This is a genomic window from Mycolicibacterium mageritense (assembly GCF_010727475.1).
GTDB classification, from domain to species: domain Bacteria; phylum Actinomycetota; class Actinomycetes; order Mycobacteriales; family Mycobacteriaceae; genus Mycobacterium; species Mycobacterium mageritense.
The window spans coordinates 3,252,408-3,273,293 of record NZ_AP022567.1 but is presented as its reverse complement, the minus strand read 5'-3'; the positions used below and the strand labels follow the sequence as shown (position 1 = coordinate 3,273,293).

Genomic DNA, 20,886 nt, shown 5'->3' with positions numbered 1-20,886 from the left:
TTCTTTGCATGCTCGGAAAAAGTGAAAAGGAGTTGGTGGCCGACGTCGAGGATCGATTGGCGCAACGCTTCACCGACCTGCCCCGCGACCTGGTTTCGGACGCGGTGATCACGGCGCACACGCGCTTCGAGCACAGCATCATCCGCGATTTCGTCCCGTTGCTCGTGGAACGCCGAGTCCGCTCAGAGCTGGAACAGCAGCTCGGCGCAGCGCAGCTGGCGACCACTTAGGCCCTCAGTCCGGCGGCTCCTGCTCGGCATCGGGCGGGTCGGGAACATCCGGTGTGTCCCGCGGATAGTCCGGATCGCGACCATGCTCGCCGTCGTCGTACTTGTCGGCATGTTCTTCGTCGTTGATGCCTCGTCCACGTGGCATGCCCGCTGAATTCCCGGCCGCGAGCGGCATCAAACTCTAAAGCCGCGCCTTCACCGCCGCCGACAGCCGCGCGCCGTCGGCTTTGCCCGCGGCAATGGCCGTCGCGACCTTCATCACCTGGCCCATCTGGCGCATGCTCGGCCGTTCTCCCAGATCCTCGGCCACCTGCGCGATCGCGGTGTCTGCGACATCGGCCAATTCGGCGTCCGTCAGCGGCGTGGGCAGGTACTCGTCGATGACGCGCGCCTCGGCATGCTCGTTGGCGGCCAGCTCGCCGCGTCCGTTCTGCGTGTAGATCTCGGCGGCCTCACCGCGCTTCTTGGATTCCCGGGCCAGCACCGCGACCACCTCGGCGTCGGACAGCTCACGCGCCTGCTTGCCCGAGACCTCCTCGGTCTGGATGGCGGCCAACATCATTCGCAGCGTGGCGGTGCGCAGCTTGTCCTGGGACTTCATCGCCCCGGTGAGGTCGGTACGCAGCTTGTCCTTCAGCTCGGCCATAGCGCAAACCTACGCCGCACGTCAGGCGGCACCGGCGTGAAACCGCGCATCCACCGATACCGTCACCTCGATGTCGGCAGGCGCCAGCTCGATCTGCGGTGCGCCGGCCTTCATCGCCATGGCCCGCGGGGCGACCGGGGCGTCAGCCGGTTGCCCCTGGCCGAGCATCCCGGCGTCGGCGATCGCCATGGGCCGCACCGCACCGAGGCCCAGCGCGTCGGCGTAGCGCTGGGCCCGGGCCACGGCGTCGTGCACCGCCCCGGTGTGTACCTCGCGGACGAGCGCGTCGTGGTGGTCGTCGGTGAGTTCCCATGCCACGTGCGCCACCTGGAAGCCTGCGGTGTCGACGACGTGCGTGCCGACCCACCGCGACAGCTCGGTGAAGTCGTTGAACGTCACCGCGATCCCGACGCTTGCGTGGTACACGAGCGGCAGCTGTTTGCCTTCGTTGTTCCACGGCCGGTCCGACCAGGTGCGCAGCTGATCGGTGGACCACTTGACGACGGGGCCTCGGCCGGTGTCGGACATCGGCTCGATCGAGCCCGTGAGCGCTTCGAGATCCTGGACCACTCGCCGGTACACGGGTTCCATGGCCGGGCCTTCGTGCGACACGGTGGCGTTGACGGTCCCGCGCTCGGGCGGTCGCCGCGCGGAAAACGAGCCGCGCACAATGATCTCGGTCGGCATCCTGTCACGGTAGTCGTGCACCGCGACGGCATGCGACGTTGTCAATTTCCGCGGTCATGGACAGGATGGGGAACATGACTCACGACGCCGGCGGGTTTCCGCCCTATCCCCCGCCGCCGCCGGGTCCGCCGAATCCGGGCTATCCCCCGCCTGGTTACGCACCGCCGCCACCCGGGTACGGGCCGCCGCCCGGGTACCCGCCGTACGGGCCCCCACCCGGTTATGCGCCGTACGGTTACGCGCCTCCGGGTTATCCCCCGCCCGGCTATCCACCACCGGGCTACGGAGCCCCGCTGGCTCTCAAACCGGGCGTCATCCCGCTGCGGCCGCTGACCTTGTCGGACATCTTCAACGGCGCGGTGTCCTACATCCGGGCCAATCCCAAAGCGACGCTGGGCCTCACGACCATCGTGGTGGTGATCTCGCAGATCGTCGCGCTGCTGCTGCAGATCGGTCCGCTGGCCGCATTCGGCGTGTTCGACTCGGGACTGCAGGGCGAGGAGCCGTCGATGGGCGCCATCACGGCGTTGTCCGGCGGAATGATCGCCAGCGTCATCATCACCGCACTCGCCGGAGTGGTGCTCAGCGGCATGCTCACCGTGGTGATCGGCCGCGCGGTGTTCGGCGGCTCGATCACCATCGGGCAGACCTGGGAACGGCTGCGCAGCCGTTTTCTACCGCTGCTGGGGCTCACGGCCCTCGAGATGCTGGCCGTCGTGTTGGTCGGTGGCGTGATCGCGCTGGCCATCGTCGCCGCAGGCAGCGTCGGCGGTGGGGTCGCGGCCTTCATGATCGGCGCGATCCTGGTGCTCGCGGCTTTCGTGGGCCTGATCTACCTGTCGGTCGTGCTGCTGTTCGCGCCGTCCCTGATCGTGCTCGAGCAACTCGACATATTCGCCGCCATTGCACGGTCATTCGCGTTGGTGAAAAACGATTTCTGGCGCGTACTGGGCATTTGGCTGCTTGCGTCGCTGCTCGCCGCGCTGCTGGCCGGTGCCGTCGGGATGCCGTTCAGCATCGCCGGGAACCTGATGGCCACGACCCCGGGCACGCTGATGTTCGTCGGCCTGACACTCATGGCGATCGGTTCCGCGATCGGCCAGATCGTCACGGCACCATTCACCGCAGGCGTCACGGTATTGCTGTACACCGACCGGCGGATCCGGGCCGAGGCGTTCGACCTCGTGCTGCGGACCGGCGCGGCCGGGTCGGCCGAATCGACGGATCAGCTGTGGCTCACGCGGCGCCAGTGAGGTGACGACGATAGACATCGACCGCGACGCCGCCCACGATGCGGCCCAGAACGAACTCGGAAAGCCGATCTATCCCCGGGCTTCGGCCATGGACCAGTTCAGCGACTGGTTCAACCATCTGCTGTACCGGGTGGCGTCGGCGGGTTCGTCGTTCCCCGGCGGTTGGCTCACGCTCACGGTGCTGGCCATCGTGGCGGTGGTCGCCGTGGTGGTCGCCGTGCGCGTCGCGCGGCGCACCATGCGCACGCAGCGCGACGACAGCTACTCGCTGTTCGACACCCATGAGCTCAGTGCGGCCGAGCACCGGGCCACCGCCGAACAGTATGCGGCAGCGGGCAATTGGGCCGCGGCGATCCGGCACCGGCTGCGTGCGGTGGCCCGACACCTCGAGGAGGCCGAGGTTCTCGGTCCCAACCCCGGGCGTACCGCGACGGAGCTCGCGCGGGACGCCGCAGCGGTCCTGCCCGATCTGACGCGTGAACTCGCCAGGGCGGCAGACAGTTTCAACGACGTCACCTACGGTGAGCGGCCGGGCGACGAACCGGCGTACCGCGGCATCGTCGAGCTCGACAACCGGCTGCGCCACCGCGGCGCCACCGCGAGCGACGCAGCGGCCGCACCCGCCACCGTCGACGGCTGGGCGCAGGTGCGATGAAACAACGTCTGCGCACCGCGCGCTGGGTGGTGCTCGCGCTCGTCGTGATCGTTGCGGTGGCCGCGGTCAGCACGTACCTCACGGCCCCGCGCCCCGGGGGCGCGATGGATCCCGAGGCGACGTCGCCCGAAGGGGCCCGCGCCCTGGTCTCCTTGTTGCGCGACCACGGCGTCGAGGTGATCGAGGCCGACACCATCGGCGATGTGCGCCGCGCGGCGCGTCCTGACCGGCTGCTCGTGGTGGCCCAGACCATGTATCTGCCCGCGGGCGACCGGCTGGTTCAATTGGCCGACACCCCAGGCGATCTGCTGCTGATCAGCCCGGTCGCCAAGACCAGGGAGGCGCTCGCACCCGAGATCCGGCAGAGCGGGGCCAGCGCGTTCGGCGGCGGCCGACCGGATTGCGACCTGCCTGCGGCCACCCGGGCCGGAGACGCCGAGCTGGATTTCACCGACACGTTCGAAGCCGCCGGGAGCACCCCGGTGACCCGCTGCTACGACGGCGCCGTGGTGCGTTACACCGACGGACCGCGGACGGTCACCGTCGTCGGCACCGCCGAGTTCATGTCGAACTCCGGTCTGCTCAAACAGGGCAACGCCGCGCTCGCGATGAATCTGGCCGGCGCCCGACCCACCGTGATCTGGTACGCGCCGCAGCGGTACGAGGGCGAATCCACGGGTGATGCAACACTGTCCGACCTGCTGCCCGATCAGGTCCGCTGGCTCGTGCTGTGGCTGTGCGTCGTTGTCGTGCTGGTCGCGGTGTGGCAGGCCCGCCGCCTCGGGCCGCTGGTCGCCGAGTCGCTGCCCGTCGTGGTCCGCGCGTCGGAAACCGTTGAGGGACGCGGCCGCCTGTACCGTTCGCACCGGGCCCGTGACCGGGCTGCCGATGCGTTGCGTACGGCAACCCTGCAGCGGCTGCTGCCGCGCCTCGGCCTCACGTCGGCCGCTGCACCCGACGCGATCGCCGCTGCTGTCGCGGCGCGCTCCGGCACTGACATCGGCGCGACGACGCACATGCTGTTCGGGCCGCCGCCTGCGACCGATTCCGATCTAGTCAGCCTCGCCCATCAACTCGACGACATCGAAAGGCAGGTCGCACAGTCGTGACTTACGCCGCGTATCCAGTGGAACCCGACGCCGCGCGAAACGCGTTGCTGTCCTTGCGCAATGAGATCGCCAAAGCGGTGGTCGGTCAGGACGCGGTGGTCAGCGGCCTGGTGATCGCGCTGTTGTGCCGCGGCCACGTGCTCCTCGAAGGGGTACCCGGCGTCGCCAAGACCCTGCTGGTGCGGACGTTGGCCGCGGCGCTGCAACTGGACTTCAAACGCGTACAGTTCACGCCCGACCTCATGCCGGGCGATGTCACCGGATCGCTGGTCTATGACGCGCGCACAGCCGAATTCGAGTTCCGGTCCGGGCCCGTGTTCACCAACCTGCTGCTCGCCGACGAGATCAACCGGACGCCGCCAAAGACCCAGGCCGCGTTGCTCGAGGCCATGGAGGAGCGGCAGGTCAGCGTCGACGGCAAGCCACGGCCACTGCCCGACCCGTTCATCGTCGCGGCCACGCAGAACCCCATCGAGTACGAGGGCACCTATCAGCTGCCGGAAGCCCAGCTCGACCGCTTCCTGCTCAAACTCACTGTGCCGCTGCCGCCGCGAGACCAGGAGATCGCGATCCTTTCCCGTCACGCACACGGCTTCGACCCGCGTGACCTTTCGGCCGTGCAGCCCGTGGCGGGTGCGGCCGAGCTCGCGGCGGGGCGTGCCGCGGTCGCGCAGGTGCTGGTCGGCGAAGAAGTGCTCGGCTACATCGTCGACATCGTCGGAGCCACCCGGCATTCGCCGTCGCTGCAGCTCGGGGTGTCACCGCGCGGCGCGACCGCGCTGCTGGGCACCGCGCGGTCGTGGGCGTGGCTTTCGGGCCGCAACTACGTGACGCCCGACGACGTCAAGGCCATGGCACGGTCGACGCTGCGGCATCGTGTGGCGTTGCGGCCCGAGGCCGAGCTCGAGGGCGCCACGGCCGACGGTGTCCTCGACGGCATCCTGGCGGCCGTGCCGGTCCCGCGCTGATGGTCCTCACCGGCCGAACCGGCCTGGTCGCGTTGATCGGCGCGCTGCCGATCGCGTTCGCCCCTTGGCCGGCAGCGGTTTTCCTGGTCCTGCTGGCGTTGTTGGTGGCCGCGGTGGCCGCTGACGTCGCGCTGGCCGGCAGCACCAAGACGCTGCGGCTGACCCGCAGCGGCGACACCACGGCCCGGCTTGGCCAATCGGTCGACGCGACCCTGACCGTGCACAACGCAGGCCGGCGCCGCGTGCGTGGCCTGATCCGTGATGCCTGGGCGCCGAGTGCGCGCGCCGAGCCCCGCGCGCACCGCGTGAACATCCCTGCCGGACAAGAGCTTCGCGTCGTCACCCGGTTGCGTCCGATACGGCGTGGCGATCAGTCGTCGGCGGCGGTGACGGTGCGCGCGATCGGCCCGCTCGGGCTGGCCGGGCGCCAGGCGTCACACCGGATCGCGGGCGAGGTGCGGATCCTGCCGCCGTTCCTGTCCCGCAAGCACCTGCCGTCGCGGCTGGCGAGGCTGCGCGAACTCGACGGCGCCATCCCGGTGCTGATCCGCGGCCAGGGCACCGAATTCGACTCGCTGCGTGAGTATGTCGTCGGCGACGACGTGCGCTCCATCGACTGGCGCGCCACCGCACGTCGGGCCGACGTCGTGGTGCGCACGTGGCGCCCGGAACGGGACCGACGCGTGGTGATCGTGCTCGATTCGGGCCGCACGTCGGCGGGCCGCGTCGGGGTGGATCCCACGTCGAGCGATCCCAGCGGCTGGCCCCGGCTGGACTGGTCGATGGATGCGGCGCTGCTGCTGGCCGCGCTGGCCGCGCGGGCCGGTGATCACGTCGATTTCCTGGCGTTCGACCGCGTCAGCCGGGCCGGCGTGTGGGGGGCGTCGCGCACCGAACTGCTGCCCGCGCTGGTGTCGGCCATGGCACCGCTGCAGCCCGCGCTCGTCGAATCCGATGCGCGGGCTTTGGTCGCGGCCGTCACCGGCCGGGTCAAACGCCAGGCCCTCGTGGTGCTGCTGACCGATCTGAACGCGTCAGCGCTCGACGAGGGGCTCATGACGGTGCTGCCGCAGCTGTCGGCGCGCCACCGCGTGCTCGTGGCGGCCGTCGCCGATCCGCGCGTCGACGCGTTGGCGGCCGGACGCGCCGACGCCGCTCGGGTCTACGACGCGGCCGCGTCCGAGCGGGCCCGCAACGACCGGCGCGCGATCGCGTCGCGGCTGCGTCGCCACGGGGTCGACGTGGTCGACGCCGTGCCGGACGAGCTGGCCCCGGCGCTGGCCGACCACTATCTGGCCATGAAGGCCGCGGGCAGGCTCTAGTTCCACTGCGCGAGTTCCACTGTGCGAGCAGACGCGCGCGTACCCCAAACCCGCCACTTTCGGGTACGTACGCGTCTCAGTGTCATGGTGAGTGTGCCGGGTTTACGGCGTGTCTGCGTGACAGGCGTTGTAGCGCGGTGGTTGGTTGCGTTTCACCTGGTGTCTGGCTCGGTACGCGTCTGCCGCCCTTTGGAGTTGGCGTTGAGCAGTAGTGCCGGCACCAGGTGAGACGGACCGGCCGACCTGACTTGATAGGAGCGTGGCATCGCCCCGACTGAGATGTGTCGGCCGACCGGTCCAACCTCAACAACCTCTCCCACGCGTGAAGGAGGCATTCACCATGATTGTTGTTGGCGCCGATGTACACAAGCGCTCCCACACCTTTGTCGCCGTTGATCAGGTAGGCCGGCGCCTCGGCGAGAAGACCGTCAAGGCCACCACCGAGGGCCACCACGCGGCCCTGATGTGGGCGCGTGACCAGTTCGGCACCGAACTGGTGTGGGGTATCGAAGACTGCCGCAACATGTCCGCGCGGCTGGAACGCGACCTGCTCGGTGCCGGGCAGAAAGTGGTGCGGGTACCCACCAAACTGTCGGCCCAGACGCGCAAGTCCGCCCGCACCCGCGGCAAGTCCGACCCGATCGATGCCGAGTCGGTCGCACGGGCGGTGCTGCGCGAACCGACCTGCCCATCGCTTCCCACGATGAGCAATCCGGAGCTCAAACTGCTCACCGACCGTCGCGATGTCCTTGTCCGGCAACGCACTCAGACGATCAACCAACTGCTGTGGCGTGCATGAACTCGACCCCGACCAGGCCCCGCCACCTCGCGCGTTGAAAACCCGCACCCATCAGCAGGCGTTGCAGACATGGCTGAACATCCAGCCGGGTCTGGTGGCTGAACTGGCCCGCGATGAGCTGGCCGACATCATCCGACTCACCGGCGAGATCGACAAGCTCGAGCAGCGTCTGGCCGCTCGGGCCCGCGAAGTGGCGCCCAGCCTGCTGGCCATCGACGGGTGCGCGGAGCTGACCGCGGCCAAGATTGTCGGCGAGGCCGCCGGCATCGACCGGTTCACCAGCGAGGCCGCCTTCGCCTGCCATTGCGGGGTCGCACCCATCCCGGCATGGTCGGGCGCCAACGCCGGCCAGATGCGGTTAAGCCGCTCAGGCAACCGCCAACTCAACGCCGCCATCCACCGCATCGCCGTCACCCAAGCCCGAATGAAAGGCAGCGACGGCCACGCCTACTACCACCGGCTCATCACCGCCGGGAAAACCAAAGCCAAAGCCCGCCGCTGCCTCAAACGCCGCATCTCCCGCCGCATTTACCAGGCCCTCCACCACGACAACCACACCCACAATCAACACCTAACCGCCGCGGCTTGACATAGGAGCTATTGCTGGCGGTAGGAAATCAGCCCGTCGGCACGACGTCGGGCGCGTCCTCGAGGTCACCACTGTCGCCGGCCCGGACGGCTTTGCGGCCGAAGTAGAACACATAGCCCAGGAACGCGACCTCGACCGCGACGCCGATCGCCACGCGCATGAACGTCGGCAGGGGTGACGGCGTGACCAACGCCTCGACCAGACCCGAAACCAGCAGCACCACGGCAAGCCCGACCGCGACCGACACCACCGCTCGCCCTTGTTCGGCGAGCACCTGGCCGCGCGGCCGGTCCCCCGGTGCGATCACGGTCCAGCCCAGCCGCATGCCCACCGCACCGGCCAGGAAGACCGCGGTCAGTTCCAGCAGTCCGTGCGGTGTGATCAGGCCGAGGAACAGATCGCCGCGGCCGGCGTTGAACATCAGCCCGGCGATCACGCCGAGGTTGGCGGCGTTCTGGAACAGGATGTACGGGATGGGCAGGCCCAGCAGGATCGAGAACGCGATGCACTGCGCGGCCACCCAGGAGTTGTTCACCCACACCTGCAGCGCGAACGAGCCCGCCGGATGCTCGCTGTAATACGACTCGAAGTCGTGGTTGACCAATTCGTCGATCTCGCTTGGTGTTCCGATCGCGGTGTGCACTTCGGGATTGCCCGAGACCCACAGCGCGAGCGCCACGACGACGATGAAGAATGCGACCGCGGCACCCAGCCACCACCGCCAGGAGCGGTAGGCGACAACGGGAAACGAGACCGTCCAGAACCGGACGAACTCGCGCCACAGCGGCGCGTGCGCCCCCGTCACCGCGGACCGGGCCCGCGCCACCAGACCCGACAGGCGCCCGATCAGCACGGCGTCGCCCGAGGCCGACCGCACCATCGACAGCTGCGTCGAAACCCGCTGATACAGGTCCACGAGCTCGTCCACCTCGGCGCCGGTCAACCGCCTGCGCCGCTTCACGAGCTGTTCCAATCGGTCCCAGGTGGCGCGATGGGCCAACACGAACGCATCGACATCCACGTGAGAAATCGTAGTCGGTAGCGTGTGGCGGTATGGTCTCCCAGCCTGAGCCGGTGGTGACCGGGGATGCCGTGGTCCTCGACATTCAGATCGCGCTGCTGCCGGTCCGCGCGTTGGCGGCGCTGATCGACGTCGTGGCGATCTTGGTCTTCTACCTCCTCGGCATGGTGTTGTGGGCGCTCGCGTTCACGCAACTCGACGATGCGCTGACGGGGGCCATCCTGATCATCTTCACGGTGCTGACGCTGGTGGGCTACCCACTCGTCATGGAGACCACGACGCGCGGGCGCTCGCTCGGCAAGATGGCGCTCGGGTTGCGGGTGGTGTCCGAGGACGGCGGCCCGGAACGCTTCCGCCAGGCCCTGTTTCGTGCGCTGGCCGGGTTCATCGAACTGTGGATGCTCACCGGTGGGCCCGCGGTGATCTGCAGCTTGCTCTCGGCAAAGGGTAAGCGGATCGGCGACATCTTCGCCGGGACGGTCGTGATCAGCGAACGCGCCCCACGTCTGGCGCCCCCGCCCGCCATGCCGCCGATGCTGGCGCAGTGGGCCGCGTCGCTGCAGCTGTCCGGGCTCGGCGCCGAGCAGGCCGAGTTGGCCCGGCAGTTCCTGTCCAGGGCCGGCCAGCTCGATCCGCGCGTCCGCGACGACATGGCCTACCGGATCCTGGGCGAGGTGGCATCCCGGATCTCGCCGCCACCCCCGCAGGGCGTGGCACCGCAGTGGGTGCTGGCCGCGGTGCTCGCCGAGCGGCACCGGCGTGAGTTGGCGCGGCTGATGCCCGCGCCCCAGCCTTCTCCACAGCCGTATCCACCGTCGTATCCGCCGGGGCCGTATCCGCCCGCGCCTGCGCCGCAGCCGGCCCCGCCACCACCGACCGGCGGGTTTGTTCCCCCGACGTGATCCATGGGACAGTGATGTCCCATTTTGGGCCAATCGTGCTATATTCTGAGGCATGACCAGCCAGGTAGTGACGCACAGTGGGCCGCGTGAGCGGACCCGCAAGGCGATCCTCGACGCCGCCATGACGGTGCTGGCTGACCAACCGACCGCCGCGCTCGCCGATATCGCCGGTGCGGCAGGCGTCGGCCGCAGCACGGTGCACCGGTACTACCCGGAACGCTCCGACCTGCTGCGCGCGCTCGCCCGGCACGTCCACGAGCTGAGCAACGCCGCGATCGAACGCGCCGACCCCGCCGACGGCCCACCCGACGCGGCCCTGCGCCGCGTCGTGGAGAGCCAGCTCGACCTCGGCCCCATCGTGCTCTTCGTCTACAGCGAGCCCACGATCCTGGCCGATCCCGAGCTGGCGGCCTACCTGGACACCGGCGACGAGGCCATCGTCGAGGTACTCAACCGGGCCTCGTGCGACCGACCCGAATATCCCCCCGGATGGGCCCGACGCGTGTTCTGGGCGTTGCTGCAGGCCGGGTACGAAGCCGCCAAACAGGACGGCACGCCCCGCCACCAGATCGTCGACGCCATCATGAGCAGCCTCACCTCCGGCACCATCCACCTGCCGCGCGCCTGAATTTCCAAGCGCCGCACCATTTTTCTCGCACTACAGGAGCTACTCCCGTGTCCACCTGCATCGATGGCACACCATCGACACCCACTACCACCCCCAGGCGCGCCTGGGTTGCACTGGCAGTCCTGACCCTGCCGGTGTTGTTGATCGCGGTCGACAACACCGTGCTGGCCTTCGCGCTGCCGATGATCGCCGAGGATCTGCGTCCCGCGGCGTCCACCCAGCTCTGGATCGTCGACGTCTACTCGCTCGTGCTGGCCGCACTGCTGGTCGCCATGGGCGGCCTCGGCGACCGGTTCGGCCGGCGCCGTCTGCTGCTCATCGGCGCGACGGGCTTCGCGATCGTCTCGGCCGCCGCGGCTTTCGCGCCGAGCGCGGCCTACCTGGTCGCCGCGCGTGCCGCGCTCGGCGTGTTCGGCGCGATGCTCATGCCGTCGACGCTGTCGCTGATCCGCAACATCTTCGTCGACGCGTCGGCGCGCCGGCTCGCGATCGCCATCTGGGCGTCGTGCTTCACGGCGGGCTCGACGCTCGGCCCGATCGTCGGCGGCGCACTGTTGCAGCATTTCCACTGGGGCTCGGTGTTCCTCGTGGCGGTGCCGATCCTGCTGCCGCTGCTCGTGCTCGGCCCCAAGCTGGTGCCGGAATCGCGTGACCCGAATCCGGGCCCGCTGGATCTGCTGAGCGTGACGCTGTCGTTCACCGCGATGCTGCCGGTCGTGTGGGCGATCAAAACCGCGGCGCACGACGGTTTCTCGGCAGGTGTCGTCGCGGCGTTCGCGATCGGCATCGTCTCCGGCGTGCTGTTCGTGCGCCGGCAGAATCGCAGTGCCACACCGATGCTCGACATCGGGCTGTTCTCGTACGCGCCGTTCAGCGCGTCGATCCTGGCGAACTTCCTGTCGATCGTGGGCCTGATCGGGTTCATCTTCTTCATCTCGCAGCACCTGCAGCTGGTGCTGGGCCTGTCGCCGCTCGCGGCCGGTCTGGTGACGCTGCCGGGCGCGGTGGTGTCGATGATCGCGGGTCTGGCGGTGGTGAAGGCCGCCAAGCGGTTCGCGCCGAACACCCTGATGATCTTCGGCCTGGTGTTCGTCGCGGCCGGGTTCGGCATGATCCTGGCGTTCCGCCACGACCTTTCGGTGGTGGCCGTCATCGTGTCGTTCGTGGTGCTCGAACTGGGTGTCGGCGTTTCGCAGACGGTGTCCAACGACACCATCGTGGCCTCGGTGCCCGCGGCGAAAGCCGGTGCGGCGTCCGCGGTTTCCGAGACCGCATACGAGCTCGGCGCGGTGATCGGCACCGCGACGCTCGGCACGATCTTCACGGCGTTCTACCGCAACAACATCGAGGTGCCTGCCGGGTTGACCCCGGCGCAGGCCGCCGACGCCGGTGAGAGCATCGGCGGCGCCACCGCGGTGGCCGCGGATCTGCCCGCCGAAGTCGCTCAGCGCCTGCTGGATTCGGCCCGCACGGCATTCGACTCCGGCATCGCGCCAACCGCGCTCATCGCGGCGACGCTCGCGCTGACCGCGGCCGGGATCGTCGCAGCTGCCTTCCGCAGGCAGCCTCAGCGGTGACACTTCTCCCGCGAGCAGACGTGGCGGTACCCGGGAAAGCGCGTTCCCGGGTACTTGCGCGTCTGCTCGGCAGGAGAAAGCTAGCGGTAACGCATGCCGATCAGCAGCAGGACCGCGCCGACGAACCCCGAGACGGTGCGCACGTGGTTCCACGCGGTCCAGGTGCTGAAGTAGGCCTGCCATTCGGCCGCGGCATCGGCCAGGTCGACTTTGTCGAGATGGTTGTTGAGCGGCACGTTGAACAGCATCGTGACGATGACGCCGAGGATCCCGAAGATCGCGCCGGCCAGCAGGAACCAGCTGCCCGGCCTGCCGATCCGGGCCACCGCGAGCACGCCGACGATCAGTGACAGCAATGCGGACCCGAACAGGAACAGCAGGAACGGCGCGTTGGCGTTGGCCTCGGCGTTGATGCCGCGCATCGCCGTGATCGCGTCGACCGGGCCGGTACGGTCCAGGCCGCGCATCACAAAGGTGGAGAACACGTAGAAGATCCCACCGGAGGCGGCACTGCCGAGGGCTGCGGCTGCGGTGAGGACGACGACGGGGCTGATGGTCATGGCTTTAGTCAACGACTCCGACGTGAGACGTTCCATCGCCGAGAATCCCGATTCCATACGTGATCGTCTCACTGCCAAGATGGGTCGATGACGTTCGACGATTTGGTGGCCGAGGCCGACGCGGCACCCGTGGCCGGTTGGGACTTCACGTGGCTGGACGGCCGCGCCACCGAGGCCCGGCCGTCGTGGGGCTATCAGCGCTTGATGAGCCGGCGGTTGACGACGGTGTCCTCGGCGCTCGACATCCAGACCGGCGGCGGTGAGGTGCTTGCCGGCGCCGCGACGTTCCCGCCGACCATGGCGGCCACCGAATCGTGGCCGCCCAACCTCGACCGCGCGACCCGGCTGCTGGGGCCGCGCGGGGTCGTGGTGGTGTCCGATCCCGACGAGCCGCCGCTGCCGTTCGCCGACGCGGCGTTCGAGCTGGTGCTGAGCCGGCACCCGGCCACGGTATGGTGGGACGAGATCGCCCGCGTGCTGGTACCTGGCGGCACCTATCTCGCCCAACATGTCGGCCCCGCAAGCGTTTTCGAGCTGACGGAGTTCTTCCTCGGGCCACAGCCCGAAGCCCGGAGGGTCCGCGACCCCGAATCCGAGTCCGCTGCGGCGCGGGCCGCCGGCCTCGACATCGTCGACCTGCGTGCCGAGCGCCTGAAGATGGAGTTCTTCGACATCGGCGCCGTGGTGTACTTCCTGCGCAAGGTGATCTGGATCGTGCCGGGGTTCACGGTCGACGACCACCGCGACAAGCTCGCCGCGCTGCACCGCAAGATCGAGGCCGACGGTTCGTTCGTCGCGCACTCGTCGCGTCACCTGATCGAGGCCCGCAAGCCCGATTGAGCGTTACCCTACCGAGGTGGACGCCCTGGTCGGACTGCTCGACGGGGTACGCGCGCGGGGCGCGTTCGTACTGCGGTCGCGCATGGATCCGCCCTGGTCCCTCGCGATCCGCGACGAGGCCCCACTGGCGCTGATCTGCCAGACCCGTGGATACGCCGTGATCGCCGGCGACCACAGCGGCACGTTGCGGCTCGGGCCCGGCGATGTCGCGCTGACCCGCGGCACCGAAAACTATGTGTTCGCCGACGATCCGGCCACGCCGCCGAGCGTCGTGATCAATCCCGGGCAGCGGTGCACGACGCTGTCGGGCGAGGATCTGCACTTCGAGATGTCGCTCGGGCTGCGCAGCTGGGGTAACAGCGCGGCGGGTGCCGCGGAATCGATCGTGTGCGCGTACGAGGGCCGCAGCGAGGTCAGCGCGCGCCTGCTCGACGCGCTCCCGGCCGTGCTGGTGCTGCGCGCGGACGAGTGGGACACCCCGCTGATCGATCTGCTGTCGGTCGAGGCAGGCCGCGACGGGCCCGGCCAGGAGGCCTACCTGGACCGGCTGCTCGACGTGCTGCTGATCGCCGTGCTGCGCACGTGGTTCGACCGCGACGGCAACGCGCCCGCGTGGTGGCAGGCAGAGCAGGATCCCGTTGTCGGGCCCGCGCTCAAACTGATCTACAACAACCCGGCCCATCCGTGGACCGTCGCCAATCTCGCAGCGGCCGTGGGATGTTCGAGGGCGGTGTTCGCCCGGCGGTTCACCGATCAGGTCGGCGAACCGCCGATCGCGTTCCTCACCGGCTGGCGCCTGGCGCTCGCGGCCGATCTGCTGCGCGGCAGCGACACCACGATCGCCGTGGTGGCCCGGCAGGTCGGCTACTCCACCCCGTTCGCGCTGAGCAGCGCGTTCAAGCGGTCGTACGGGGTCAGCCCGAACGAACATCGGGAACGGGTCGGTTGACCCGCGCGGCGAGGGCACCGGTGACCGACGTGCTCGCGATCGTCACCAATGCGCCGAGCATCAACGCCGACGGTTCGCCGGGCGCCAGCAGGTGCTGCTCGGTGCCCAGCGTGGCCGCCGCGACCGGCACACCCAGCTGCGCGGCCGAGAACACCGCGAGCGTCACGGGCTGGCGCAGCACCACGCCCACGGCATGCGCGAGCACCGCACCGACCCCCAAAGCCACCGCGAGCCAGATGAATTCGGGGTGGTCGGCCAGTTCGCGCACCTGCAGCGACGCGCCGAGCCAGACGAAGAACAGCGGGCCGAAGAACCCGTCGGTGATGCCGAACAACTGCCTGGCCAGCCGACGCGGCTCCCCGATCGCCGACACCACCAGACCGAGCGCGAAACCGGCGAGCATGATCGAGACGTGCGTGGTCAGCGCGATCGCCGAAAGCCCGAACAGGAAGATGAGGCTGAACCGCAGCTCGAGCGCGAACTTGTGCTTCGCGGAGTAGTGATGCAGGCGGCGGCGCAACGCCCGCGTGTAGCCGGTCCGCAGCACGACGAAGAGCACGCCCGCGCAGCCCGCGATGGCCAAGGCGCCCAGCGCCGCACGCGGGGCCCGCTCGATGTCGATCACCAAGGGCAGCAGCACGATCGATGCCGTGTCCGCCACGGCGATCTGTGCCGTCACCGACAGCACATTCGGCCCCTGCAGGCGTAGGCCGTCGATCACCGGCAGCGCGAGGGCTGCCGATGACGACGCCATCACCACGGCGTACAGCGCCGCGTGGCCCGTGCCGAACACGCGGGCGATGACCACACCGAGCGCGGCCGCGACCGCTCCCACCAGTACCGCGCGCAGCAGGGCCTTCGGCAGCGCGGAACGCAGCGTGGTGTCGCGGACCGGAACGTGGGTACCGACGACGAACATCACGAGCGCGAACCCGATGTTGGCCAGCAGCGTGAAGGTCGGGTCGCTGGGGTCGACGATGCCGAATCCGGTTCTGCCCACCACGATCCCGGCGGTCAGCTCACCGATCACCACCGGGACGCGCAGCCGCGGCACCGCCGCCAGCGCCGGACCGGTCAGCCCGATCACCGTGATCAGCGCCAGTGTGGGAAACCCGAAACCGGCCATGGCCGGTCACATTACTTACCCGGTGATCCAGTTGCCGTGAAAACCGTAGGGAACACGCTGCGGCAGTTTGATTCTCGCGACGGGCTTGCCCCCGAAGTCAGTGGCGTCGAGGATCACCAGGTCGCTGCCGTCACGTTCGGGGTCGTAGACATATCCGAGGTACCAGCCGTTGCTCTCGTCGGCGGCACCGGCACCCGGCACGAACACGGCCTCCCCCGGCCCGCCGGTACCGAGATCGTGCCGCACGGCCGCACCGGTGCTCAGGTCGTAACGCAGCCACGAACTGCCGCCGACCGCGACGGTGTAGCGCGCGTCCAGGCCGGCCAACCGGTCGTCGATGCGCGGGAACTCCACGCCGAGGTCGTCGAGCTGACGTTCGCTGACGGTGCCCGCGGTCAGGTCGATCCGCCATTCCCACAGCACGCCTTCGACGTCGAAACCGCCGTCGTTACGCCACAGCTCGGGATAGCGAACTGCCTGCAGCACAATCGAATTGCCAGAATCGAAGGAGTTGGCGACGTGGAACACGTAGCACGGTTCGATGTCGAACCAACGGATCGTGCCGAACGGGTCGTCGCGGCGCAGCACACCGAGGCGGGCCCCGTACGTGTCGCTCCACCGGTAGGGCATGTCACCTTCACCCTTGATCGCGACGTCGAGGTCGAAGACCACAGGCAGGTCCATGAAGATCACGTGCCCCGACGTCATCGCGAAGTCGTGCATCATGGTGTGCGCCTTGACGTCCACGGGCCGGTTGATGGTCAGCTCCCCGTTGGCGTCGGCACGGTGGTAGGTGACGTAGGGCTCGAAGATGCTGCCGTAGCCGAAGAAGTGCAGTTCGCCCGTCGTCGGGCAGATCTTGGGGTGGGCCGTCATCGAGTCGACGAGCTTTCCGCCGAAGTCGTAGGCCCCCACGGTTTCCAGATCGTTCGTGATCTCGTAGGGCAGCGACGATTCCACGAGCGCGAGGGTTTTCCCGGCGTGGTTGACCACGTGGGTGTTGGCGACCGCGGCGCGCAGGTTGCGGGTGCCGTCGGCGTTGTAGAGCGGGAAGTCCTCTATGAAGCTGTCGGTGCGCACCCATCGGTTGCGGTACCACTTGGCCGCACCGCCCTCGATCCGGACGCCGTGGATCATGCCGTCACCGGTGAACCAGTGCGCGGTGGCCTGGCGCGGGTTCGGCCCGTTGCGCAGGTACCAGCCATCGAGTTCGGGCGGGATCGCGCCGTCGACGGGCAGGTCGTATTCGGTGAGTTCGTCTGCGACAGGCGCGTAGTTGCCGCGCCGGAAGAATTCGGTTTCGCCAATCGGCAGGGCTGAAGTCATGGCTCAACAGTGACATTCCACAACTGACATGTCAATATTGGAGGTTAGGATGCTCGCATGAGTCTGCGAATGGCGGCACTCGGCCTGTTGGCCCAGCACCCCGGCAGCGGGTACGACCTGCTGAGACGCTTCGAGAAGTCGATGGCGAACGTGTGGCCGGCCACCCAGAGCCAGCTCTACGGCGAGCTGAACAAGCTGGCCGGCGCCGGGCTCATCGAGGCGTCGGCCGTCGGCCCGCGCGGCCGCAAGGAATACCGGGTCACGGAGGCGGGCCGCGCCGAACTGCTGCGCTGGATCACCAATCCGGCCGACGACCCGCCCGAGCGCAGCGCGGGGCTGCTGCGGATCTTCCTGTTGGACGAACTTCCGCGAGACCAGGCGCGCGCCCACCTCCTCGGCCTGGCCCACCATTCAGAATCCGAGGTCGAGCGCCTCAAACAGCTGGAGGCCTCGATCGACTGGGACGCCGACGAGGACACCTATGGGCACGCAGCCCTCGAATACGGCCTGCGCTTCAACGCCATGCAGGCCCAGTGGGCCCGAGACGTCGCCGCGCGGCTCGACAAATAATCGTTGCATCGCGATAGCTTCCGATATATCGTTAACGTATCGGAAGCGCACTCGGCGCTTCCCTCAGACCGGAGGACTTGCCATATGAGCACCCCATTCACACCACCAGGCGGCTTCGGATTCGGGTTCGGCCCGGGTGACCACGCCGCCCGCCGCGCCATGCACCACCAGCGCCGCGCGGCCCGCCGCGAGTTGCGCGAGCAGATGCGCGCCCACGTCCACGAGGCCCGCGAACAGGGCGTCGACCCCAGCTGCGAGACCGGGTTCAGCCCCGGCTTCGGCCCCGGACGCGGCGGCTTCGAGTTCGGCTTCGACCCGCGTGGCGGCTTCGGGTTCGGTTTCGGCCCCGGGCCCCGCGGCCGTCGAGGCGGCGGACCCGGCCGCGGCAGGCGAGGCCGGCGCGGTGATGTCCGCGCCGCGATCCTGGCGCTGCTGACCGAACGACCCATGCACGGCTACGAGATGATCCAGGAGATCGCCGAACGCAGCCAGAACCTCTGGCGCCCCAGCCCCGGCTCGGTCTACCCGACGCTGCAGCTGCTGGTCGACGAGGGTCTGATCGCGGCCACCGAGGCCGAGGGCAGCAAGAAGCTGTTCGAACTCACCGCCGAGGGACGCGAGGCCGCCGAGAAGGTCGACACGCCTCCGTGGACGCAGATCACCGAAGACCTGGAAGATGAGGCCCCGAACGCCCTCAAGTTGCGCGGAGCGGTCGGCCAGTTGATGGGCGCCGTCGCGCAGTCGGCGTACACCGCCAACGAGGAGCAACAACAGCGCATCGTCGACATCGTCAACAACGCCCGCCGCGAGATCTACCAAATCCTCGGCGAGGAGTGAGCCCGTAGGCTGCCCTCCGTGGACAGCCTCGTCACCGTCGCAGTACCGGCACTCGTCGCGGTCTTGACCGCGGCGGGTGCCATCATCGGAGTCCAGTTCCGCGATGTCGACGCCTACGAACGCAGGCGCGGGTTCTGGCAGTTGCTGTTGGTGCTGGTCGCGGCCCTGTCGACGTGGTTCGCGACGCAGACCGCGAGCTCGGGCGGACAGCTCTACGAGGTTCTCATCATCGGCGCGTTCGGGTTCGCCGCCGTGACCGTCGCGCACGTCCTGTGGCGCAGGCTGGTGCTGGACGCCGACCACAGCACGCGGTGGCGGGCAACGACGGCGGCCGTCGCCGCGGTCGTCGTCCTCATCGGCTCGATCACGTGGGCGTACTACAACGGCGCCGGCTGCCGGCAGGTGAAATCTCTCATGCAGGTCAGCACTGCCACCGCGGGTGCGCTCGTGCCCTCGATGGCTCCTGCGGGCCAGGGCCCGACGAGCGGCGACTACGACGAATGGGCCAAGGTGATCGGCGAGCAAGCCCAGCAGGTGACCTCGGGCTCTGTCGCAGAATCCGCCCGCACCATCGCCGACCTGGCAAGACAGATCGCCGATGCCGAACGGTCAGGCGACAAGGCCCGCCACGCCATCCTCGGCACCAAGATCCAGGACCAGCTCGTGGCGATCCGCACGGAGTGCCCGTCGCAGCGATGACGGGCACGCATCACTCGATGTCGACCCAATCCAGCGTGCGCTGAACGGCTTTCCGCCAGCCCGCATAGCCGTCGGCGCGTTGCTCAGAGCTCCACTGCGGGCTCCACCGCTGGCCTTCCTGCCAGTTCGCCCGCAGATCATCGGCGCTGTCCCAGAAACCGACCGCCAACCCGGCCGCATATGCCGCGCCGAGCGCGGTGGTCTCCGCGACCACGGGCTTGACCACGTCGACCCCCAAAACGTCGGCCTGGATCTGCATGCACAGCGCGTTGGCGGTGATGCCGCCGTCGACCTTCAAAACCTCAAGGTGCACACCGGAATCGGCCTCCATGGCATCGACCACGTCGCGGCTCTGGTAGCAGATCGCCTCGAGCGTCGCGCGCGCCAGATGGGCGTTGGTGTTGAACCGCGAGAGCCCGACGATCGCGCCGCGTGCGTCCGAGCGCCAGTACGGCGCGAACAGCCCCGAGAACGCGGGCACGAAGTACACCCCGCCGTTGTCGGCGACCTGGCGGGCCAGCGACTCGCTCTGCGACGCGCCGCTGATGATGCCCAGCTGATCGCGCAGCCACTGCACGGCCGATCCGGTGACGGCGATCGAACCCTCAAGCGCGTAAACCGGTTTCGCTGGGCTCCCGTCTCTGGCCGCAAACTGGTAACACACCGTGGTCAGCAGACCGTTGTCGGACCGCACGATGTTCTCGCCGGTGTTGAGCAGCAGGAAATTGCCTGTGCCGTAGGTGTTCTTGGCCTCCCCAGCCTGCAGACACACCTGCCCGACCATCGCGGCCTGCTGATCGCCGAGGATGCCGGTCAGCGGCACCTCACCGGCCATCGGGCCGGTGCTCGTGGTCGCACCGTACGCGTCGGGGTGCGACGACGGCTTGATCTCGGGCAGCATCTGACGCGGAATCCCGAAAAACGACAACAACTCATCGTCCCAGTCGAGGGTCTCCAGGTTCATCAGCATGGTGCGGCTGGCGTTGGTGACGTCGGTGACATGGACACCGCCGCGCGTCCCCCCGGTCAGCTGCCAGGCCACCCAGCTGTCGGCGGTACCGAAGATCGCGTCGCCCTTCTCGGCGTCGGCGCGCACGCCGTCGACGTTCTCCAGGATCCACTGCAGCTTGCCGCCAGAGAAGTAGGTGGCGGGCGGCAGCCCGGCCTTGCGCCGGATGGTCTGGCCCCGCTCGTCGCGGTCCAGCGCGGCCGCGATCCGGTCGGTGCGCGTGTCCTGCCAGACGATCGCGTTGTGGTACGGCCGTCCGGTACGCCGGTTCCACACCAGCGACGTCTCGCGCTGATTGGTGATGCCGAGGGCCGCGAGATCGCCGTGGCTCAGGTTGGTCCTGTTGAGCGCGGTCATGATCACCGCGGCCGTGCGTTCCCAGATCTCCACGGGATTGTGCTCGACCCACCCTGCCCTCGGCAGGATCTGCTCGTGTTCGAGTTGGTGGCGGCCCACCTCGGCACCCGAATGGTCGAAGATCATGCAACGCGTGCTGGTGGTGCCCTGGTCGATTGCTGCGACAAAGTCGGCCACAGTGGTCCTTTCCCGGGTCGCTTTCGCTCCTGCCCTCCGAAACGTCCATC

The 20,886-nt window shown here is 68.8% G+C and carries 24 protein-coding genes; 16 read left to right on the top strand and 8 right to left on the bottom strand.

From position 1 onward, the window contains the following. Window positions 1–8: 8 nt before the first annotated feature. Window positions 9–230, top strand: coding sequence for a three-helix bundle dimerization domain-containing protein (locus G6N67_RS15610; RefSeq protein WP_036431786.1), 222 nt, complete (start codon window positions 9–11; stop codon window positions 228–230). A 4-nt stretch (window positions 231–234) separates the two neighbouring features. Here the strand turns inward: G6N67_RS15610 and G6N67_RS38800 are convergent, their stop codons facing one another. Genes G6N67_RS38800 through G6N67_RS15600 form a run of 3 tightly spaced genes read right to left on the bottom strand, consistent with a single transcriptional unit; the run spans window position 235 to window position 1,563 of the window. Continuing rightward, on the bottom strand, window positions 235–375 hold the full coding sequence (locus G6N67_RS38800) for a hypothetical protein (protein ID WP_165572154.1): 141 nt from the start codon (window positions 373–375) through the stop codon (window positions 235–237). Window positions 376–411: 36 nt separating this feature from the next. Next, a complete protein-coding gene (locus tag G6N67_RS15605) occupies window positions 412–876 on the bottom strand; it encodes a GatB/YqeY domain-containing protein (RefSeq protein WP_036431782.1) in 465 nt (154 codons plus the stop codon). 21 nt (window positions 877–897) lie between these two features. Continuing rightward, a complete protein-coding gene (locus G6N67_RS15600; protein WP_036435296.1) occupies window positions 898–1,563 on the bottom strand; it encodes an SIMPL domain-containing protein in 666 nt (221 codons plus the stop codon). Between the two features lie 74 nt (window positions 1,564–1,637). Between G6N67_RS15600 and G6N67_RS15595 the strand changes: the two genes are divergently transcribed. The 7 genes from G6N67_RS15595 to G6N67_RS39670 all read left to right on the top strand — a co-directional run bounded on the left by G6N67_RS15595 (window position 1,638) and on the right by G6N67_RS39670 (window position 8,258). Next, window positions 1,638–2,816, top strand: coding sequence for a DUF7847 domain-containing protein (locus tag G6N67_RS15595; protein WP_110798395.1), 1,179 nt, complete (start codon window positions 1,638–1,640; stop codon window positions 2,814–2,816). Window position 2,817: 1 nt separating this feature from the next. Beyond that, window positions 2,818–3,471: a DUF4129 domain-containing protein gene (locus tag G6N67_RS15590; RefSeq protein ID WP_036431777.1), complete on the top strand. Its 654-nt coding sequence runs from the start codon at window positions 2,818–2,820 to the stop codon at window positions 3,469–3,471. Then, entirely contained in the window at window positions 3,468–4,580 is a 1,113-nt protein-coding gene (locus tag G6N67_RS15585) for a DUF4350 domain-containing protein (protein WP_036431775.1), read from the top strand. Before G6N67_RS15590 ends, G6N67_RS15585 begins: the two co-directional genes overlap by 4 nt. Then, window positions 4,577–5,548 carry an AAA family ATPase gene (locus tag G6N67_RS15580; protein WP_197747965.1) on the top strand — a complete coding sequence of 324 codons (972 nt, stop codon included), beginning with the start codon at window positions 4,577–4,579 and terminating at the stop codon, window positions 5,546–5,548. Before G6N67_RS15585 ends, G6N67_RS15580 begins: the two co-directional genes overlap by 4 nt. Next, window positions 5,548–6,870: a DUF58 domain-containing protein gene (locus tag G6N67_RS15575; RefSeq protein WP_036431773.1), complete on the top strand. Its 1,323-nt coding sequence runs from the start codon at window positions 5,548–5,550 to the stop codon at window positions 6,868–6,870. Before G6N67_RS15580 ends, G6N67_RS15575 begins: the two co-directional genes overlap by 1 nt. A 340-nt stretch (window positions 6,871–7,210) precedes the next feature. Continuing rightward, entirely contained in the window at window positions 7,211–7,669 is a 459-nt protein-coding gene (locus G6N67_RS39675; protein WP_407663358.1) for an IS110 family transposase, read from the top strand. After that, window positions 7,662–8,258 (top strand): transposase, encoded by a 597-nt coding sequence (locus G6N67_RS39670; protein WP_407663357.1) that lies wholly within the window; start codon window positions 7,662–7,664, stop codon window positions 8,256–8,258. Before G6N67_RS39675 ends, G6N67_RS39670 begins: the two co-directional genes overlap by 8 nt. 28 nt (window positions 8,259–8,286) lie before the next feature. On the opposite strand, the gene G6N67_RS15565 is transcribed toward G6N67_RS39670, so the two are convergent. Beyond that, window positions 8,287–9,279, bottom strand: coding sequence for a stage II sporulation protein M (locus tag G6N67_RS15565; protein WP_036431770.1), 993 nt, complete (start codon window positions 9,277–9,279; stop codon window positions 8,287–8,289). A 32-nt stretch (window positions 9,280–9,311) separates the two neighbouring features. Here G6N67_RS15565 and G6N67_RS15560 point away from each other — a divergent pair, with 32 nt between their 5' ends. The 3 genes from G6N67_RS15560 to lfrA are packed head-to-tail and all read left to right on the top strand — an operon-like array spanning window position 9,312 to window position 12,386. Beyond that, window positions 9,312–10,181, top strand: coding sequence for an RDD family protein (locus G6N67_RS15560; protein WP_036431767.1), 870 nt, complete (start codon window positions 9,312–9,314; stop codon window positions 10,179–10,181). A gap of 52 nt (window positions 10,182–10,233) precedes the next feature. After that, window positions 10,234–10,809: a TetR/AcrR family transcriptional regulator gene (locus G6N67_RS15555; protein ID WP_036431766.1), complete on the top strand. Its 576-nt coding sequence runs from the start codon at window positions 10,234–10,236 to the stop codon at window positions 10,807–10,809. A 47-nt stretch (window positions 10,810–10,856) separates the two neighbouring features. Next, complete coding sequence (gene lfrA / locus G6N67_RS15550) at window positions 10,857–12,386, top strand: efflux MFS transporter LfrA (protein ID WP_036431764.1); 1,530 nt, start codon at window positions 10,857–10,859, stop codon at window positions 12,384–12,386. A gap of 80 nt (window positions 12,387–12,466) precedes the next feature. On the opposite strand, the gene G6N67_RS15545 is transcribed toward lfrA, so the two are convergent. After that, window positions 12,467–12,946, bottom strand: coding sequence for an anthrone oxygenase family protein (locus G6N67_RS15545; protein WP_036435290.1), 480 nt, complete (start codon window positions 12,944–12,946; stop codon window positions 12,467–12,469). Between the two features lie 87 nt (window positions 12,947–13,033). Here G6N67_RS15545 and G6N67_RS15540 point away from each other — a divergent pair, with 87 nt between their 5' ends. Further along, window positions 13,034–13,786, top strand: a complete 753-nt coding sequence (locus G6N67_RS15540) for a methyltransferase domain-containing protein (RefSeq protein ID WP_036431762.1) — start codon at window positions 13,034–13,036, stop codon at window positions 13,784–13,786. A gap of 16 nt (window positions 13,787–13,802) precedes the next feature. Beyond that, on the top strand, window positions 13,803–14,735 hold the full coding sequence (locus G6N67_RS15535) for an AraC family transcriptional regulator (protein WP_036431759.1): 933 nt from the start codon (window positions 13,803–13,805) through the stop codon (window positions 14,733–14,735). Here the strand turns inward: G6N67_RS15535 and G6N67_RS15530 are convergent. Both G6N67_RS15530 and G6N67_RS15525 read right to left on the bottom strand, forming a co-directional pair. Then, window positions 14,701–15,861, bottom strand: a complete 1,161-nt coding sequence (locus G6N67_RS15530; RefSeq protein ID WP_036431756.1) for a cation:proton antiporter — start codon at window positions 15,859–15,861, stop codon at window positions 14,701–14,703. The two genes, G6N67_RS15535 and G6N67_RS15530, sit on opposite strands and share 35 nt — an antisense overlap. A 15-nt stretch (window positions 15,862–15,876) precedes the next feature. After that, window positions 15,877–17,187, bottom strand: coding sequence for a carotenoid oxygenase family protein (locus G6N67_RS15525; RefSeq protein WP_036431754.1), 1,311 nt, complete (start codon window positions 17,185–17,187; stop codon window positions 15,877–15,879). A 57-nt stretch (window positions 17,188–17,244) separates the two neighbouring features. Between G6N67_RS15525 and G6N67_RS38925 the strand changes: the two genes are divergently transcribed. The 3 genes from G6N67_RS38925 to G6N67_RS15515 all read left to right on the top strand — a co-directional run bounded on the left by G6N67_RS38925 (window position 17,245) and on the right by G6N67_RS15515 (window position 19,293). Next, a complete protein-coding gene (locus G6N67_RS38925; protein WP_036431751.1) occupies window positions 17,245–17,757 on the top strand; it encodes a PadR family transcriptional regulator in 513 nt (170 codons plus the stop codon). 84 nt (window positions 17,758–17,841) lie between these two features. After that, the gene (locus tag G6N67_RS38920) at window positions 17,842–18,594 is read left to right on the top strand and encodes a PadR family transcriptional regulator (protein ID WP_036431748.1); all 753 of its coding nucleotides are present in this window, start codon (window positions 17,842–17,844) and stop codon (window positions 18,592–18,594) included. 18 nt (window positions 18,595–18,612) lie between these two features. Continuing rightward, window positions 18,613–19,293: a hypothetical protein gene (locus G6N67_RS15515; protein WP_036431746.1), complete on the top strand. Its 681-nt coding sequence runs from the start codon at window positions 18,613–18,615 to the stop codon at window positions 19,291–19,293. A gap of 10 nt (window positions 19,294–19,303) precedes the next feature. Here G6N67_RS15515 and glpK read toward each other — a convergent pair whose 3' ends face one another. After that, a complete protein-coding gene (gene glpK / locus G6N67_RS15510) occupies window positions 19,304–20,836 on the bottom strand; it encodes a glycerol kinase GlpK (RefSeq protein ID WP_036431744.1) in 1,533 nt (510 codons plus the stop codon). Window positions 20,837–20,886 lie beyond the last annotated feature (50 nt).